This window comes from Ruegeria sp. BF8 (assembly GCF_056538625.1).
In genome coordinates this window covers 242,389-255,631 of the sequence record NZ_JBQFTL010000002.1, presented here as the reverse complement: position 1 = coordinate 255,631, position 13,243 = coordinate 242,389, and the positions used below count along the sequence as shown (strand labels likewise).

The window sequence follows — 13,243 nt, the reverse complement described above, 5'->3', positions numbered from 1 at the left end:
AGCATCGGCTATGTAAAAATCCATGGACTGGATGCGAGAAATCGACGGCTATTGCGAGCGCCTGTCGCCGACCTATTGGGCCGAACCCGTAAACGCCGTGACCAACGCGGCCTTTCTGCTGGCGGCATGGGTGATGTGGCGGCGGGTGCACGGGCAGGGTCTGCCCTTGGCCCGCCTGCTGGTCGCCATTCTGGCGGTGATCGGTATTGGCAGCTATCTGTTTCATACCCATGCGCAGGTCTGGGCCGCGCTGGCGGATACGACGCCGATCTTGCTGTTCATCCTGATCTATATCTTCGCGGTGAACCGGGACATCTGGCAGCTATCCACGCCGAAGGCGGCGGGGCTAACGGCCTTGTTCATTCCCTATGCGGCGCTGACCATTCCGGCGTTTCAGCTGGTTCCCGGGTTGGGCGGGTCGGCCGCCTATGCTCCGGTGCCGTTGCTGATCCTGATCTATGCGTATCTTTTGCGCGTGCGCAGGCCGCAAGTGGCCCGGGGTCTGGCGGTCGGGGCTGCGATCCTGATCGCGTCGATCACCTTCCGTGCGCTCGATGCTCCGCTTTGCGCCCGCATCCCGATGGGAACGCATTTCATGTGGCACATCCTGAACGCCACCATGCTGGGCTGGATGATCGAGGTTTATCGCCGGGCCATGACGGATGCGGTCAGTCCGGCAGACGCCGCGCCAGATAAAACCCATAGCTGACAAAGTCGGAATAGGTTTCATACAATGCGATCTCGGCCTGTTCGGAATCGACAAGCGCCTTGGCCTGCTCGGAATGGCCATGCCGGTCGAGGAAGGCAGGGAAGCTGCGTTGAAGGGGGAGGTAGTAGTTCTCCATCCAGCAGTCGGTGCCCAGCGGGAAATAGCCGACTGGTTCATAGCCAGCGGTCTCGATCTGGCGGATCTTCTCTCCGGCGGTTGCAACTTCGGGATAGGCGGCATCCCAGTGCCTTGTCAGCGGTTCGGGGCGTCGATCGGTCAGCCAGGTCAGCTCGGACACAGCCAGGACCCCGCCTGGTTTCAGGAACCAACGCCAGGCGTTCAGGCCGTTCTCGAACCCCATGTTGTAGATCGCGCCTTCCGACCAGATCACGTCAAGGCTGGCATCGTCGAAGGGCAGGTCCTCCATCGACGCCTCAAGCGTCTGAACCCGGGCCGCCAGACCCAAGCCCTGCGCGCGTCTGTTCAACTCGGTCAGAAACTCCGGCAGGAAATCCACCGCCGTCACCGATGCGCCGAGATGGCGCGCAAGGCAAAAGGCCGCAGCGCCGGTTCCGCAGCCAATGTCGGCGACCTTCAGTCCGGGATCGGCTTGTACGCCCGCCAGCGTCAGCGCCAGTTGCGTTGCCGCGTCGCTGCCGGGGCCTTGCCGGTCGTTGGGCAGGTGCAGGTCGATCAACAGCTGCATGTCATCAGTCATGACCCGTCAATCCTTGAAGGCGCTGGCCAGGTCTTCGGGCAGGTCGAACTCGTCCAGCACGCGTCGGCGCGCCTCGGCCGACATCTTGCGGGCGGTCTTTTCGACGATGCGCTGGACCTTTTCGTCCGAGTGTTTCGTGGCGAAGGGCGCAAAATACCATTTCAGAAAGACAAAGCAGATCACGTCTTCCAGCGCCTGAACGTCGTTGTCGCGCTTGATGCCCTGTTTGCGCAACATGCGACGGGCGGCGTCGATCTCGGCCTGATCGTAACCGGCCTCGGACATCAACTCGGCCACGACCTGCGCGTGATGCTCGGCCTGGGCCTTGCGCCAGGCCAGATAACCCGCGCGCCCTTCAGGGTATTCCGAGCGGGCCAGCTTCCAGCGCTCGACATGCTGGCCTCGGGCGGCGATCTGCAACGGCTCGGAGGCGTCGGGGAACAGTCGATCCAACTCAGCGCTCATCCGTTCGCCATAAAGCAGCGCGGCGGGGCGGCCGTCTTCCTGGGTGGGATCGGCCGAATTGGCCGTATCAATTGCATCCAGAACCTTCTGCTTGCGCTCTGTCATGGCATCTCCTGCTTTGGCAACGGCACCTCGGGACATTCGGTCATGCTGACCTGAAACTCTTGAGTGAATGAACGATAGAGCACCGTGCTTCAACAAAAAAGCGCCGACCCATTCAGGGCCGGCGGCGCCACGAGGGCAGGTGCAGGATCGGGGCGGAAAAAGGGGGGAGAACCGGCCCGATCCAACAGGGAAGCGGTACGGTTAGTTGCGGAGCGAAGATTTCTCCTGGCTCACCTGGTCCGAGGGGTGCTGATCGGGGAAGGTCAGCGTCGGTGTCAGGTCGCCCATGGGAACCCCCAGCGCGAGCGCCGGTGCGGCAGCGGTTGTCAGAACAACGGACACAGCAATCAACATGCGTTTCATGATTATTCTCCGGACTGAACGGTTTCGTTCAGTTCATAAAGTAACTTTTTGCGCCGGCTTCAATCATCAAAGTGAACTAATTCGTTCACTTTTTTGCATAGCGGGTATTCAAAATTGTTTGGCTTGTCGGCAACCGCGTGGACTTTGGACAAATCGCTGTGGCTCAGTGGTCTTGCGACTGCTGCATCAGACGGGTAAATGCCCCTGTAACGCATATGAGGTTTCCCATGTCGATTGACCAAAGCACCGCCGCCAAGGTGGCCAAACTGGCCCGGATCAAGGTCGAGGATGACGCGTTGCCCGCGCTGGCCTCGGAATTCAATACGATCCTGGGGTTCATCGAACAGCTGAACGAAGTTGACGTCGAAGGGGTCGAGCCGATGGTCTCGGTGACCCCGATGCGGCTGAAGCGGCGCGAGGACGTGGTGACCGACGGGAACATGCAGGACAAGATCCTGTCCAATGCTCCCGACGCGCGCGAAGGCTTTTTCGCGGTTCCCAAGGTGGTGGAGTAAGACATGTCCGATCTGAACAAACTGAGCCTTGCCGAGGCCCGCGATGCCCTGCGCAACGGAGATGTGACCTCGGTCGAGCTGACCGAGGCCTGCCTGAAGGCGATCGACGCAGCCGATGCGCTCAATGCCTTCGTGCACAAGACCCCGGAAATCGCGCTGGAGCGTGCGAAGGCCGCAGACGAGCGCATCAAGGCGGGCGACGCGCCTGCCATGTGTGGCCTGCCGATCGGCATCAAGGATCTGTTCTGCACCAAGGGCGTGCCCTCGCAGGCTGCGTCCAAGATTCTGGACGGGTTCAAGCCCGAATACGAATCCACGGTCTCGCAGCAACTGGCCGATGCGGGCGCGGTGATGCTGGGCAAGCTGAACATGGACGAGTTCGCCATGGGTTCGTCGAACGAAACCTCGGTCTATGGCAATGCGGTGAACCCTTGGCGGCGCGGCAATGATGACGCGCAGCTGACCCCGGGCGGTTCCTCGGGTGGTTCGGCGTCTGCCGTCGCAGCCGATCTGTGCCTGGCAGCGACCGGCACCGACACCGGTGGCTCGATCCGGCAGCCCGCCGCCTTTACCGGAATCACCGGCATCAAGCCGACCTATGGCCGTTGCTCGCGCTGGGGCATCGTGGCCTTTGCGTCCTCGCTGGATCAGGCCGGGCCGATGACCAAGAACGTGCGCGACGCAGCCATCATGCTTGAGGCGATGTGCGGGCACGATCCGAAGGACTCGACCAGCGCCGAGCTGGCTGTTCCGAATTTTGAGGCCATGCTGACCAGCGACATCAAGGGCAAGAAAATCGGCATTCCAAAGGAATACCGGATGGATGGTATGCCCGCCGAGATCGAAAAGCTCTGGGCCGACGGCGCCGAGATGCTGCGCGACGCAGGGGCCGAGATCGTCGACATCTCGCTGCCGCACACCAAATACGCGCTTCCGGCCTACTATGTAATCGCGCCGGCCGAGGCGTCGTCGAACCTGGCGCGCTATGACGGCGTGCGCTATGGCCGCCGTGCGCAGCTGGCGCAGGGCGACGGCATCACCGAGATGTATGAAAAAACCCGGGCCGAGGGCTTTGGCCACGAGGTGCAGCGCCGCGTCATGGTCGGCACTTACGTGCTGTCAGCCGGTTTCTACGACGCCTACTACAACCGCGCCCGCAAGGTGCGGACCCTGATCAAGAAAGACTTCGAGGATGTCTTTGCCGCAGGCGTCGATGCGATCCTGACACCGGCGACACCTTCGGCGGCGTTCGGTCTGGGCGAAATGACCGAGGCCGACCCGGTGCAGATGTATCTGAACGACGTGTTCACCGTGACCGTCAACCTCGCGGGTCTTCCGGGTATCTCGGTGCCCGCCGGTCTTAACGGGCAGGGCTTGCCACTGGGGCTGCAGCTGATCGGTCGCCCGTGGGAAGAAGGTGACCTTCTGAATACCGCCTACGCGCTTGAGAATGCCGCCGGGTTTGTGGCCAAGCCGGGCAAATGGTGGTAACCCTCAGGCAGCGGTAACAACGCGAGGACGGAGCAGTTCCATGCGCAAAATGCTTCTCATTCCGGCCTTCGGGTTCGTCGCGGCTTGCGATACCGTGGCGCCAGTCACGGACTCCGGCTTCAACACGCCGCAGTATCAGGCCGAACGCGAGGCGCAGCTGGCCGGGCAGGGCGCAGCAGGCAACCCGCTGCTGCCGCCCCCGGCCATTTCGCAGGAGCAGTTGAATGCCGAAGCCGGTCCTGCCCCCTTCACGACGGGCGACAGCGCCACGGACATTGCCAACCAGACCGCGGCGGCATTGGCGAGCACATCGGCGCAGCCGACTGCACCGGTGGCCGTAAGCTCAAACGGCATTTCGAACGAGCAGGATTTCGCAGCGGTTTCAAGCAGCCGCAGCATCCAGGATGATGCCGCGCTGATTCAGCAGAACCGTCAGACATACGAGGTTGTCGCGCCGACGGCGGTTCCTCAGCGCGGGTCGGACGGACAGCCCAATATCGTCCAATATGCTCTGACCACGACCAATCCGGTTGGCACACAGCTCTACAGCCGAGCCGGGTTCAATTTGCAGGCCAAGGCACAACGCAACTGCGCGGGATACGCATCGCCTGACCAGGCACAGATCGATTTCCTGGCCAATGGTGGCCCCCAGCGCGACCGCAAGGGCCTGGACCCGGATGGCGACGGATTTGCCTGCGGCTGGGACCCCAGCCCGTTCCGCAGTGCCGTCGGCAACTGAGCTCTCGCCGATCTGGCACCCATCCCCCAATTTCGGCCCCCGCCGGGATGGGTTGAAGCCGTCGCTGGTGGTGCTTCACTACACCGCGATGAACAGCGCTCAAGCCGCGCTCGAGCGTTTGTGCGACCCGGCCACCGAGGTATCGGCCCACTATCTGATCGGCTGCGACGGAACGCTCTGGCAGATGGTCCGTGAGGAAGATCGTGCCTGGCACGCCGGTGCAGGTGCGTGGCGGGGGTTCAGCGACATCAATTCCCGCTCCATCGGGATCGAACTCGACAATCGCGGCGATCATCCTTTCTCTGAACCGCAGATGGCGGTATTGGAAAACCTGCTTTCACATCTGCAAGAGCGGTTGGGGATCAAGCCCTGGAACGTTATCGCCCATTCGGACATGGCCCCCGAGCGAAAGCTTGATCCCGGTCCCAAGTTTGATTGGGATCGTCTCGCGCAACAAAAAATGGCAGCGGGGCCGGCCGTTCTGAAGGGTATATGCCTTGATGAATTGCCGCCAGACGACCAATACTTTGCATTGGTTGCCAAGAGGGCCGGGTACCCCAAAGCCCCTGCTGCGGATCTGCTGAAAGCGTTCCGAAGCCGGTTTGCCCCGTGGCGGCGCGGGCCCCTGTCCAAGAAGGATATGGGCGACATCGAACGACTGGCTGGTTTGATGGAACACCTTGACGGTATTCGGGTGGACGTTTAACCCGACAACCGCGCGGAGGGCCGGATGGCCGCTGGGGCTCAGGCCCGAGAGGAAAGTCCGGACTCCACAAGGCAACGGTGCCGGGTAACGCCCGGGCGGGGAAACCCGACGGAAAGCGCCACAGAAAACAGACCGCCATGACGGATCGGAGGTTCGCCTCCGGCACATCATGGCAAGGGTGAAACGGTGGAGTAAGAGCCCACCGCGCCGCTGGCAACAGCGGCGGCACGGCAAGCCCCACCGGGAGCAATGCCGAATAGGGTCCCCGCGCGGGCCGGTCGGCGTCAGCCGATACCGCCGCTAGGCTCGCCTTGGCCGAGAGGGACCGGGTTGGCAGCTCGAGCCGCGCAGCAATGCTCGGCCTAGAGGAATGGTCATCGAAGGGGGCAACCCCGGAACAGGATCCGGCTTACAGGCCCTCCGCGCGTATTTTCTTCATCCTCCGGGCGGTGTGTAGGCCGCGACCAGTTTCGAGGCTTTCTCGGTGATGGCAACAAATTCGTCGGCCGACCAGGCCCGAACCGTTTCGACACGCGAAACCGCCCCCGAAGCCGCAACGGCCATACCAACGGCCACGGCATCCGTTCCGTCCGGAGCTTCGCTGATGACCACCACGTCATTGCTTCCGGTCGTCACGTAGAACGCCAGCAGTTTGCCGCCAACCTTCTCCAGCAGCGCCGCCACCGGCCCGGTGCGGTTTTCCGGTTTCTTCAGCATCCCTTTGACACCGGCGTTGGAATAAGAGGCATAAGTGACGAAGACAGGCATGACGATCTCCTCGTGAACGAAATGTGCAGAGCGCTCCAATTGGCCGGCTCCTTGGCCCGGAAGACAGGCTTGCCGCATCAAACCAATGCGGTGATCGACACCCAGGCTCCCAATCCGATCAAAACGACACCGACGACCGGCGTCAGCCATCCCGCCCGGGGCAACAGCTTTTCCAGCGCGACGTAGACGGCGATTGCGACGATCCACCAAAGGTTCATGATGCCGCCGACGAACAGCAGTGCCATCAAGGCCCAGCAGCAGCCCAAGCAGTAGGCTCCGTGCAGGGCGCCGCATCGAAACGCACCCCAATGCCCGGGCCGGTTGTGGCGGGTCAGAAAGGCAGCCGGGCTCTGACAATGGCGGAGGCACGCGGATTTCAACCCGCTGAACTGATACATCCCGGCAGCACAGAGAACGATGCCCGCCAAGATTCCGGACCGGATGGTCATCATCGGGCCATCCATCGCTCCGATCTGTTGCAGGCCCCATTGCAGTCCGGTTGCCCCAAGGCTGAACACGGCCCAGGCAAAAAGATACCCCGACAGAAAGGCCAATCCGAAGCTGGCGCTGCGCTGCCTGTCGGGCCCAACCCGTTTCAACGCCACAAACAACAGCGCTGTCGGGGCCGCGCTGGGCGTCATCATCGCGACCATCATCACCCACCACATGGCAAAGACCAATGCGGCGTACCAAAGCGTCCAGACGGCACCGGCCCCCATCGACATGGGCTGGCCAATTGGACCGGCCATTCGGGTCATCTCGACGGCCGACATCTGCATCCCGACACCGGCGACCGTGTACCAGACCGCACCCGAAACGATCAGAAGGACGCTTCCAGCGACGATCAGACGTTCTTTTTGCAGCACTCGCTCGAGGCTGATCGTTCGGGCAGGGCGGGCCTGTTCCGACGCGTCCGCGCTATGGCCCGACAACGCCATGACCTGAGATATTTAAATGCGCCAGATGGGCATGTGAGGACTCGAAGGTCAGGTCTATGGCTGAACCGCTTGTCCTGGCCGTTCCCGAGGCGACCTCGGCGTGGCGGTATTCGAATCCATGCGGCAACTGGATCGACGCGCGATGCGGTTGGCCCGAGACGATATGTGCGATCGGCTTGACGTCCACATCGAACACGTTCTTGACCTTCGCGTAGCCGGTCCGGTCTTCGCGGCTCCAGTTCACGTCGATTTCAGCAAACAGTGTCTCATGCTTGGTCGGCGCCATGGCGCTGTAGACATACCACATGGTGGCCATTTCATCGGTGTCCTCACCGGACATGATGGCCTGCAGGGCGGCCCGCTGATCGGCGTCCGCCCGTTCGTCGATGATCAGTTGCATCTGCCCGTTGCCCTCGTGAATCGGGCCTGGCCAGTGGTAGACACCCGCAGCCCGCAGGCCGGAAAGATCCGTGTCCCCGTAGTGGCCGCTTGTGATGTCAAAGACGACCACGGCCTCGCAATTCCCGTGACTGGGCAGGCTGCTGAACTGGCAGGGGCAACCGAAATCACAGTTGCAATTGGCCAGAGTCTCGCCCTGAAGTTTCCATTCTGTCATGATTTCCCCCAAGCAGACGTACAAGAAAACTCTGCTGACAGAGGGTCTTGCCCGGTTTCGCTGCCTCACGCCGCACAACCTTGGACCGCGGCGTTCTGGGATGCTGTGACGCGATCATATCACGAAACCGTGACCTGTCCAAACCGGGCGCTGATCCACTGTGTGTCGGATACTGTGATTTGTGTTGAAACACCGCCGATTCCGGTTGACTCGGGCGCGCGACCGGGTAAAAGCGCACGCTCATAGGAATTCAACCGAAAGGCCCCTGCCTTTCCGGACGCAGGAGATAACCATGGCGAAGCCGACGACAATCAAGATCCGTCTGAACTCGACCGCGGGCACGGGCCACTTCTACGTGACCAAAAAGAACGCTCGCACCATGACCGAGAAAATGACCGTTCGTAAGTACGACCCGGTCGTTCGGAAGCATGTCGAGTACAAGGAAGGCAAGATCAAGTAATCTGCCTTTTTTCGACGCGAAAGCTTAGGGGGTTCTGCTTCGGCAGGACCCTTTTTCGTTGTTTTGACCGTGTCGTGTAGCCCTGACGCCGCCCGATCCGGCCGTTTAGGGCCGTTGCAGAGGCGCATCAGGCCGACAGGTATTCTGATTGGTGTTGGCTTGCTTTTTTGCCCCGCCTGCCAGTACGGTTCAGCAAACCGCCACAAAATGTTGAGCGCCATGAAAAAAATCTTGTTGCCCGCAATCGCCATTCTGACACTTTCGGCCTGTGAGGACCCGTTCAACCGCCAAGGCGTCGGGTTCACCGGCATTGATGGCGAACCAAGAACCGTTTCGGACGTCAAAGGCGCCGTTGCCTTTGTTCCGCCTGCGACGAACGTCCCAGCTGAGTTGGCTGAATTGCCGACCATTCAGGCCAGCACTGACAAGACAGAATTCGACAAGGTCGCGGGCGTTGCCATCGACAATGGCGGACGGTCCGACACCACGGCCGTACAGTTGACCGGCAGCAGCAGCACCATGTTCCTGAGCACGGTGAGCGTGAACGGAACCCTGTTCGGCGTGTTGCGCACCGAAAACAACAGCACCAAGGTGGACAACTCGGTTGGGGCCGCGTTCGGCAGCCAGACCGAGCGCTTTACCGGCTGTCTGCCTGCCGGCGACGTATACCGCAAGGGCGGGTCGTCGCGCAGCTCGGGTTTCGCGGTTCCGCTGAACTGCAGCTGATCGGATCCGTTGCGATTACAATGATGTAAGGCCCTTGCCATTTGGCTGGGGCCTTTTTCTTTGGGCTGGCTTTGCTGACGCCGGAACAAAAAAGGGCGGGCCTTTCGGGCCCGCCCTTTGATTTGGTGTTCCGGCAGTCTTACTCGCGATTGCCGAGCAGCTGCAGCAGGAACATGAACATGTTGATGAAGTCCAGGTACAGGTTCAGCGCACCCATGATGGCGGCTTTGCCCAGCCACTCCTGATCGCCCGCATGGGCCATCTGGATGTAGGTGGTCTTGATCTTCTGGGTGTCATAGGCGGTGAGGCCCGCAAAAATCAGAACGCCCAGGATCGACACGGCGAACATGATGGCTGGCGATTGCAGGAACAGGTTGATGACCATGGCCACAATCAGGCCGATCACACCCATCATCAGGAAGGTGCCCATACCGGACAGGTCCTTCTTGGTGACGTAACCGTACAGTGACAGACCGGCGAAGGCGATCGAGGTCACCAGAAAGACCTGGGCGATCGAAATGCCGGTAAAGGCCACGAAGATCCAGCTGAGCGACAGGCCCATCACCGCCGCAAAGGCGTAGAAGAACAATTGGGCGCCAGCTGCGCTGAGGCGGTTGATGGCCGCGCCGAAGGCAAACACCATGATCAGCGGGGCGAACATGACGATCCAGCCCAGAATGTTCGGGCTGAGGGTCACCGGATCGCGGAATACCGACAGCAGCTGCGGGCTGGTGCCGACGGCCCATGCAACCGCAAAGGTGATCAGCATGCCCACGGACATCGTGCCGTAGACCTTGTTCATGTGGGCGCGCAGGCCCTCGTCAATCTCGGCAGCGCGCGCGCCAGTCGCCGTCCGGATCGTATCGAATTGTGCCATAGAGGTCTCCCTTGGATTCAGCTTTCAGCCCCCGGTTGCGGGGCGATTTCCCTGCAAATATCGGAGAGTGTAGCGCATGTTTCAAGGGTTTTGGGGCCAAAACTCAGCAATATGGTCAACAATTTCAGCGCCGCTTTGGAAGGTGGCGCTGAAATCCGTTCCAGGTTGCGCATTCAGGGCCGCTTGCGCCAGGTTTCGGGCGCGTCCCAGAACGGGCGGGATGCTTCTGTCAGGGCCTCTGATCGGGTGATCCCGATGTCTTGCAGGGCGCGGTCATCCAGCCGAGCCAGCTCCCGCCGTTGATGAGCGGCCGCAAGCATACGCTGAAACCAATTGCCCGTTCTGATCGATGCCGAGGCACAGGGTCGGTGTGCTGCAATTTGGGTCATGACTTGTGTCCTTTCATCGGTCGGTGATGTAAAGCTGTTTTCGCATCAACTTCCTTGAACTATATGGCCGGTTGTGGCATATTTTGAAAATGAATGTTTTTGAATTGATCCATAAGGATTGTTGATGATGCGGAACCTGGACATCACCACCCTGCGCTCATTCGTGGCGGTCGCGGACCACGGGGGCGTGACGCGCGCCGCCGGTTTCCTGCATCTGACACAGTCGGCTGTGTCCATGCAGCTGAAGCGTCTGGAAGAGCTGTTGGGCCTGGAATTGCTGGACCGGTCTGGGCGGACCATCGCGTTGACGGCCTCTGGCGAACAGCTGTTGGCTTATGCCCGGCGAATGGTGGCGTTGAATGACGAGGTCATCTCGAAACTGACCGATCAGGCCTTTGAAGGCGAGGTGGTGCTCGGGGTGCCGCACGATATCGTCTACCCGGCTATTCCACGGGTTCTGCAGCGGTTCAATGCCGACTTCCCGCGCGTGCGGGTGCAGTTGGTTTCATCCTATTCAATCCAGTTGAAAGAGATGTTTCGGCGTGGCGAATGCGACGTGATCCTGACGACTGAGGCTGCGAACTCGGATGGCGGGGAAACCATTGCAGAGCTACCCCTGCGCTGGATCGGCGCGTCAGGAGGCTCGGCTTGGCGGCGCCGGCCGCTTCCTTTGGCGCTGGGTCGGCGCTGCCTTTTCCGGCCTCAGGTCATTGCCGCCTTGGATGCAGCAGGCATTCCATGGGAGCTGTCGGTCGAAACCGAGAACGACCGCACGATCGAGGCAACCGTCAGCGCGGACCTCGCCGTCCACGCCATGCTTGAGGGGACCGAGGCGGCACATCTGGAGAAGATCGATTCAGGTGGGGTTCTGCCCGAATTGCCGGCGCATATGATCAACCTTTACGGAGGCGATCAGGGGCGCGGCGAAGTGGTTGAGGCCCTCGCCGCGCTGGTGCGGCAGAACTTCCACATGCTTGGCGGAACACCGCTGCGCGCCGTGGTGGGCTGATCCGGTCAGATCGTGATGACGACTTTCCCGGTCGACTTTCGTTCCTTGAGCATAGCCATGCCCTGCGCCACTTCGGACAACGGCAGGGTATGGCTGATATGGGGCCGGATGCGTCCCTCGGCATGCCAGACGAAGAGGGTCTCAAAGCTGGTGCGAACGACCTCGGGCCGGAACCTCAGATAGCCACCGATGTAGAACCCGATCACGGTCAGGTTCTTCACCAGCAAGTGATTGGCCGGTATCTGCGGGACTTCGCCGCCGGCAAAACCTATCGGCAGCAGGCGGCCTTCGGGATTGGTCGCCCGGAAGGCAGCCTTGAATACATCGCCACCGATGGCGTCATAGACAACGTCTGCGCCGCCCAATGCCAGCACGCGCTCGCGCAGATCTTCGTCCGCGTCGATCAGGTGATCGGCCCCGGCCGCGCGGGCGACCGCCAGTTTATCGGCGCCCCGGGCCTGTGCGATCACCGTCGCGCCCATAAGCTTGCCAATCTCGACCGCCGTCAGCCCGACCCCGCCAGCGGCACCGGTCACCAAGAGGGTCTCGCCCGGCTGCAGTCGCGCCCGATGGTCCAGCGCCATATGGCTGGTGCCGTAGGCGATCTGGATGGCTGCCGCGTCTTCAAAGCTGCACGACTGGGGCATGAGCACGGCGCGGTCGGCGTCAAAAACCCCGTATTGCGCCAATCCACCCTGGCCTGAGTATACCGCGACCCGGTCTCCGGGCTTCAGATGGCTGACCCCTGCGCCGATCGCGTCTACGACCCCCGCAACCTCAAGCCCCAATGTGAAAGGGGCCGCTGGCGTATCCTGATACGTGCCCTTCTGCATCAGAAGATCGGCAAAGTTCAGCCCGCAGGCGCGAATGGCCACGCGGATCTGGCCTTCGGCGGGTGCAGGAACGGGTATCTCGCGCAATTTGGCCTGCTCTCCGGCAGACTGGATCTGGTAGGCCAGCATCTCAAATCTCCATGTTGGTGCCATTGATCGGGGCCGCCCCTGACTTGTCAATCATTCCGGAAGGGAATGGCCGGGGCGTCTTTGTCGCACAGGCCAAATCGTGCACAACCGTAAACCTTCCTTCAGGCGCGCAGATTCAACCATCTTGAAAATTTTCCAAAAAGCGGCAATATTGCTTGTCAGTGCTGTTTCGGGGGGCACGTTCCGTATTAGAGAGTTCTTTACAAGCGTCTCGCTAGTGTGCGGTCATGGTTCAGTTAGCGTTTTCCCGGGCGGTTGTGTGTAACAGAGGAGAATACCAATGACCCATCACGTCGATGTCCATGTGGGCAAGCGCGTACGGCATCGCCGCTGGTTGATTGGCATGACGCAGCAGCAGCTGGCACAGCAGGTCGGTATCAAGTTCCAGCAGATCCAGAAATACGAAACCGGGGCCAACCGCATCAGCGCATCACGCCTTTGGGACATTGCCGAAGCTCTGGACGTTCCGGTCAGCTTTTTCTTTGAAGGTCTGGAGGACGCCCAGAAGGAAGACTCGGGCAAGAAATCGGTTCCCGCTGATCTGATGGGCGACAAGGAAGCGTTGGATCTGGTTCGGTCCTACTACGCGATCCCGGAAAACCAGCGCCGGCGCCTGTTTGAGCTTGCGCGCGTTCTCAGCGACGTGGCCTGAGACCGGGACTTGAC

The 13,243-nt window shown here is 61.2% G+C and carries 18 protein-coding genes and 1 other RNA gene; 10 read left to right on the top strand and 9 right to left on the bottom strand.

The features are described from left to right. Positions 1-22: 22 nt before the first annotated feature. Positions 23-709: a ceramidase domain-containing protein gene (locus ACR0LD_RS08800; protein ID WP_170365592.1), complete on the top strand. Its 687-nt coding sequence runs from the start codon at positions 23-25 to the stop codon at positions 707-709. On the opposite strand, the gene ACR0LD_RS08795 is transcribed toward ACR0LD_RS08800, so the two are convergent. The 3 genes from ACR0LD_RS08795 to ACR0LD_RS08785 all read right to left on the bottom strand — a co-directional run bounded on the left by ACR0LD_RS08795 (position 669) and on the right by ACR0LD_RS08785 (position 2,360). Then, a complete protein-coding gene (locus ACR0LD_RS08795; protein WP_480636506.1) occupies positions 669-1,427 on the bottom strand; it encodes a class I SAM-dependent methyltransferase in 759 nt (252 codons plus the stop codon). The two genes, ACR0LD_RS08800 and ACR0LD_RS08795, sit on opposite strands and share 41 nt — an antisense overlap. 6 nt (positions 1,428-1,433) lie before the next feature. Then, positions 1,434-1,997, bottom strand: a complete 564-nt coding sequence (locus ACR0LD_RS08790) for a DUF4202 domain-containing protein (protein WP_480636504.1) — start codon at positions 1,995-1,997, stop codon at positions 1,434-1,436. A gap of 201 nt (positions 1,998-2,198) precedes the next feature. Then, positions 2,199-2,360, bottom strand: a complete 162-nt coding sequence (locus ACR0LD_RS08785) for a hypothetical protein (protein WP_170340142.1) — start codon at positions 2,358-2,360, stop codon at positions 2,199-2,201. 227 nt (positions 2,361-2,587) lie between these two features. Here ACR0LD_RS08785 and gatC point away from each other — a divergent pair, with 227 nt between their 5' ends. The 5 genes from gatC to rnpB all read left to right on the top strand — a co-directional run bounded on the left by gatC (position 2,588) and on the right by rnpB (position 6,239). Next, positions 2,588-2,875: an Asp-tRNA(Asn)/Glu-tRNA(Gln) amidotransferase subunit GatC gene (gene gatC / locus ACR0LD_RS08780; RefSeq protein WP_005981734.1), complete on the top strand. Its 288-nt coding sequence runs from the start codon at positions 2,588-2,590 to the stop codon at positions 2,873-2,875. Between the two features lie 3 nt (positions 2,876-2,878). Further along, a complete protein-coding gene (gatA, locus tag ACR0LD_RS08775) occupies positions 2,879-4,366 on the top strand; it encodes an Asp-tRNA(Asn)/Glu-tRNA(Gln) amidotransferase subunit GatA (protein ID WP_480636502.1) in 1,488 nt (495 codons plus the stop codon). A gap of 40 nt (positions 4,367-4,406) precedes the next feature. After that, the gene (locus ACR0LD_RS08770) at positions 4,407-5,105 is read left to right on the top strand and encodes a hypothetical protein (RefSeq protein ID WP_093964748.1); all 699 of its coding nucleotides are present in this window, start codon (positions 4,407-4,409) and stop codon (positions 5,103-5,105) included. Then, positions 5,044-5,811 (top strand): N-acetylmuramoyl-L-alanine amidase, encoded by a 768-nt coding sequence (locus ACR0LD_RS08765; RefSeq protein WP_170357210.1) that lies wholly within the window; start codon positions 5,044-5,046, stop codon positions 5,809-5,811. The genes ACR0LD_RS08770 and ACR0LD_RS08765 overlap by 62 nt, the downstream gene beginning before the upstream one ends. A gap of 12 nt (positions 5,812-5,823) precedes the next feature. Beyond that, positions 5,824-6,239, top strand: an RNA gene (rnpB, locus tag ACR0LD_RS08760) — RNase P RNA component class A. 7 nt (positions 6,240-6,246) lie between these two features. Here the strand turns inward: rnpB and ACR0LD_RS08755 are convergent. The 3 genes from ACR0LD_RS08755 to ACR0LD_RS08745 all read right to left on the bottom strand — a co-directional run bounded on the left by ACR0LD_RS08755 (position 6,247) and on the right by ACR0LD_RS08745 (position 8,133). Then, the gene (locus ACR0LD_RS08755; protein WP_480636500.1) at positions 6,247-6,579 is read right to left on the bottom strand and encodes a GYD domain-containing protein; all 333 of its coding nucleotides are present in this window, start codon (positions 6,577-6,579) and stop codon (positions 6,247-6,249) included. A 77-nt stretch (positions 6,580-6,656) separates the two neighbouring features. Next, positions 6,657-7,511 carry a DUF2182 domain-containing protein gene (locus tag ACR0LD_RS08750; RefSeq protein ID WP_480636498.1) on the bottom strand — a complete coding sequence of 285 codons (855 nt, stop codon included), beginning with the start codon at positions 7,509-7,511 and terminating at the stop codon, positions 6,657-6,659. Beyond that, complete coding sequence (locus ACR0LD_RS08745; RefSeq protein WP_149774645.1) at positions 7,498-8,133, bottom strand: DUF1326 domain-containing protein; 636 nt, start codon at positions 8,131-8,133, stop codon at positions 7,498-7,500. Before ACR0LD_RS08745 ends, ACR0LD_RS08750 begins: the two co-directional genes overlap by 14 nt. Before the next feature lie 292 nt (positions 8,134-8,425). Between ACR0LD_RS08745 and rpmG the strand changes: the two genes are divergently transcribed. Then, positions 8,426-8,593: a 50S ribosomal protein L33 gene (gene rpmG / locus ACR0LD_RS08740; protein ID WP_007799108.1), complete on the top strand. Its 168-nt coding sequence runs from the start codon at positions 8,426-8,428 to the stop codon at positions 8,591-8,593. 219 nt (positions 8,594-8,812) lie between these two features. Then, the gene (locus ACR0LD_RS08735; RefSeq protein ID WP_170340151.1) at positions 8,813-9,319 is read left to right on the top strand and encodes a lipoprotein; all 507 of its coding nucleotides are present in this window, start codon (positions 8,813-8,815) and stop codon (positions 9,317-9,319) included. A gap of 139 nt (positions 9,320-9,458) precedes the next feature. Here ACR0LD_RS08735 and ACR0LD_RS08730 read toward each other — a convergent pair whose 3' ends face one another. Then, positions 9,459-10,196 (bottom strand): Bax inhibitor-1/YccA family protein, encoded by a 738-nt coding sequence (locus ACR0LD_RS08730; RefSeq protein ID WP_170340154.1) that lies wholly within the window; start codon positions 10,194-10,196, stop codon positions 9,459-9,461. A gap of 173 nt (positions 10,197-10,369) precedes the next feature. Continuing rightward, positions 10,370-10,585 carry a DUF1127 domain-containing protein gene (locus ACR0LD_RS08725; protein WP_170340757.1) on the bottom strand — a complete coding sequence of 72 codons (216 nt, stop codon included), beginning with the start codon at positions 10,583-10,585 and terminating at the stop codon, positions 10,370-10,372. 127 nt (positions 10,586-10,712) lie between these two features. Here ACR0LD_RS08725 and ACR0LD_RS08720 point away from each other — a divergent pair, with 127 nt between their 5' ends. Next, positions 10,713-11,594, top strand: coding sequence for a LysR family transcriptional regulator (locus ACR0LD_RS08720; RefSeq protein ID WP_093965049.1), 882 nt, complete (start codon positions 10,713-10,715; stop codon positions 11,592-11,594). Positions 11,595-11,599: 5 nt separating this feature from the next. Here ACR0LD_RS08720 and ACR0LD_RS08715 read toward each other — a convergent pair whose 3' ends face one another. Beyond that, complete coding sequence (locus ACR0LD_RS08715) at positions 11,600-12,556, bottom strand: NADPH:quinone oxidoreductase family protein (protein ID WP_480636496.1); 957 nt, start codon at positions 12,554-12,556, stop codon at positions 11,600-11,602. Positions 12,557-12,857: 301 nt separating this feature from the next. Between ACR0LD_RS08715 and ACR0LD_RS08710 the strand changes: the two genes are divergently transcribed. Further along, positions 12,858-13,229, top strand: coding sequence for a helix-turn-helix domain-containing protein (locus ACR0LD_RS08710; protein WP_093964756.1), 372 nt, complete (start codon positions 12,858-12,860; stop codon positions 13,227-13,229). Positions 13,230-13,243: the final 14 nt, after the last annotated feature.

Coding starts and splice junctions, on each gene's coding strand:
- ACR0LD_RS08800 (WP_170365592.1), top strand. CDS start 23: ATGGACTGGATGCGAGAAATCGACGGCTATTGCGAGCGCCTGTCGCCG.
- ACR0LD_RS08795 (WP_480636506.1), bottom strand. CDS start 1,427: ATGACTGATGACATGCAGCTGTTGATCGACCTGCACCTGCCCAACGAC.
- ACR0LD_RS08790 (WP_480636504.1), bottom strand. CDS start 1,997: ATGACAGAGCGCAAGCAGAAGGTTCTGGATGCAATTGATACGGCCAAT.
- ACR0LD_RS08785 (WP_170340142.1), bottom strand. CDS start 2,360: ATGAAACGCATGTTGATTGCTGTGTCCGTTGTTCTGACAACCGCTGCC.
- gatC (WP_005981734.1), top strand. CDS start 2,588: ATGTCGATTGACCAAAGCACCGCCGCCAAGGTGGCCAAACTGGCCCGG.
- gatA (WP_480636502.1), top strand. CDS start 2,879: ATGTCCGATCTGAACAAACTGAGCCTTGCCGAGGCCCGCGATGCCCTG.
- ACR0LD_RS08770 (WP_093964748.1), top strand. CDS start 4,407: ATGCGCAAAATGCTTCTCATTCCGGCCTTCGGGTTCGTCGCGGCTTGC.
- ACR0LD_RS08765 (WP_170357210.1), top strand. CDS start 5,044: ATGGCGACGGATTTGCCTGCGGCTGGGACCCCAGCCCGTTCCGCAGTG.
- ACR0LD_RS08755 (WP_480636500.1), bottom strand. CDS start 6,579: ATGCCTGTCTTCGTCACTTATGCCTCTTATTCCAACGCCGGTGTCAAA.
- ACR0LD_RS08745 (WP_149774645.1), bottom strand. CDS start 8,133: ATGACAGAATGGAAACTTCAGGGCGAGACTCTGGCCAATTGCAACTGT.
- rpmG (WP_007799108.1), top strand. CDS start 8,426: ATGGCGAAGCCGACGACAATCAAGATCCGTCTGAACTCGACCGCGGGC.
- ACR0LD_RS08735 (WP_170340151.1), top strand. CDS start 8,813: ATGAAAAAAATCTTGTTGCCCGCAATCGCCATTCTGACACTTTCGGCC.
- ACR0LD_RS08730 (WP_170340154.1), bottom strand. CDS start 10,196: ATGGCACAATTCGATACGATCCGGACGGCGACTGGCGCGCGCGCTGCC.
- ACR0LD_RS08725 (WP_170340757.1), bottom strand. CDS start 10,585: ATGACCCAAATTGCAGCACACCGACCCTGTGCCTCGGCATCGATCAGA.
- ACR0LD_RS08720 (WP_093965049.1), top strand. CDS start 10,713: ATGCGGAACCTGGACATCACCACCCTGCGCTCATTCGTGGCGGTCGCG.
- ACR0LD_RS08715 (WP_480636496.1), bottom strand. CDS start 12,556: ATGCTGGCCTACCAGATCCAGTCTGCCGGAGAGCAGGCCAAATTGCGC.
- ACR0LD_RS08710 (WP_093964756.1), top strand. CDS start 12,858: ATGACCCATCACGTCGATGTCCATGTGGGCAAGCGCGTACGGCATCGC.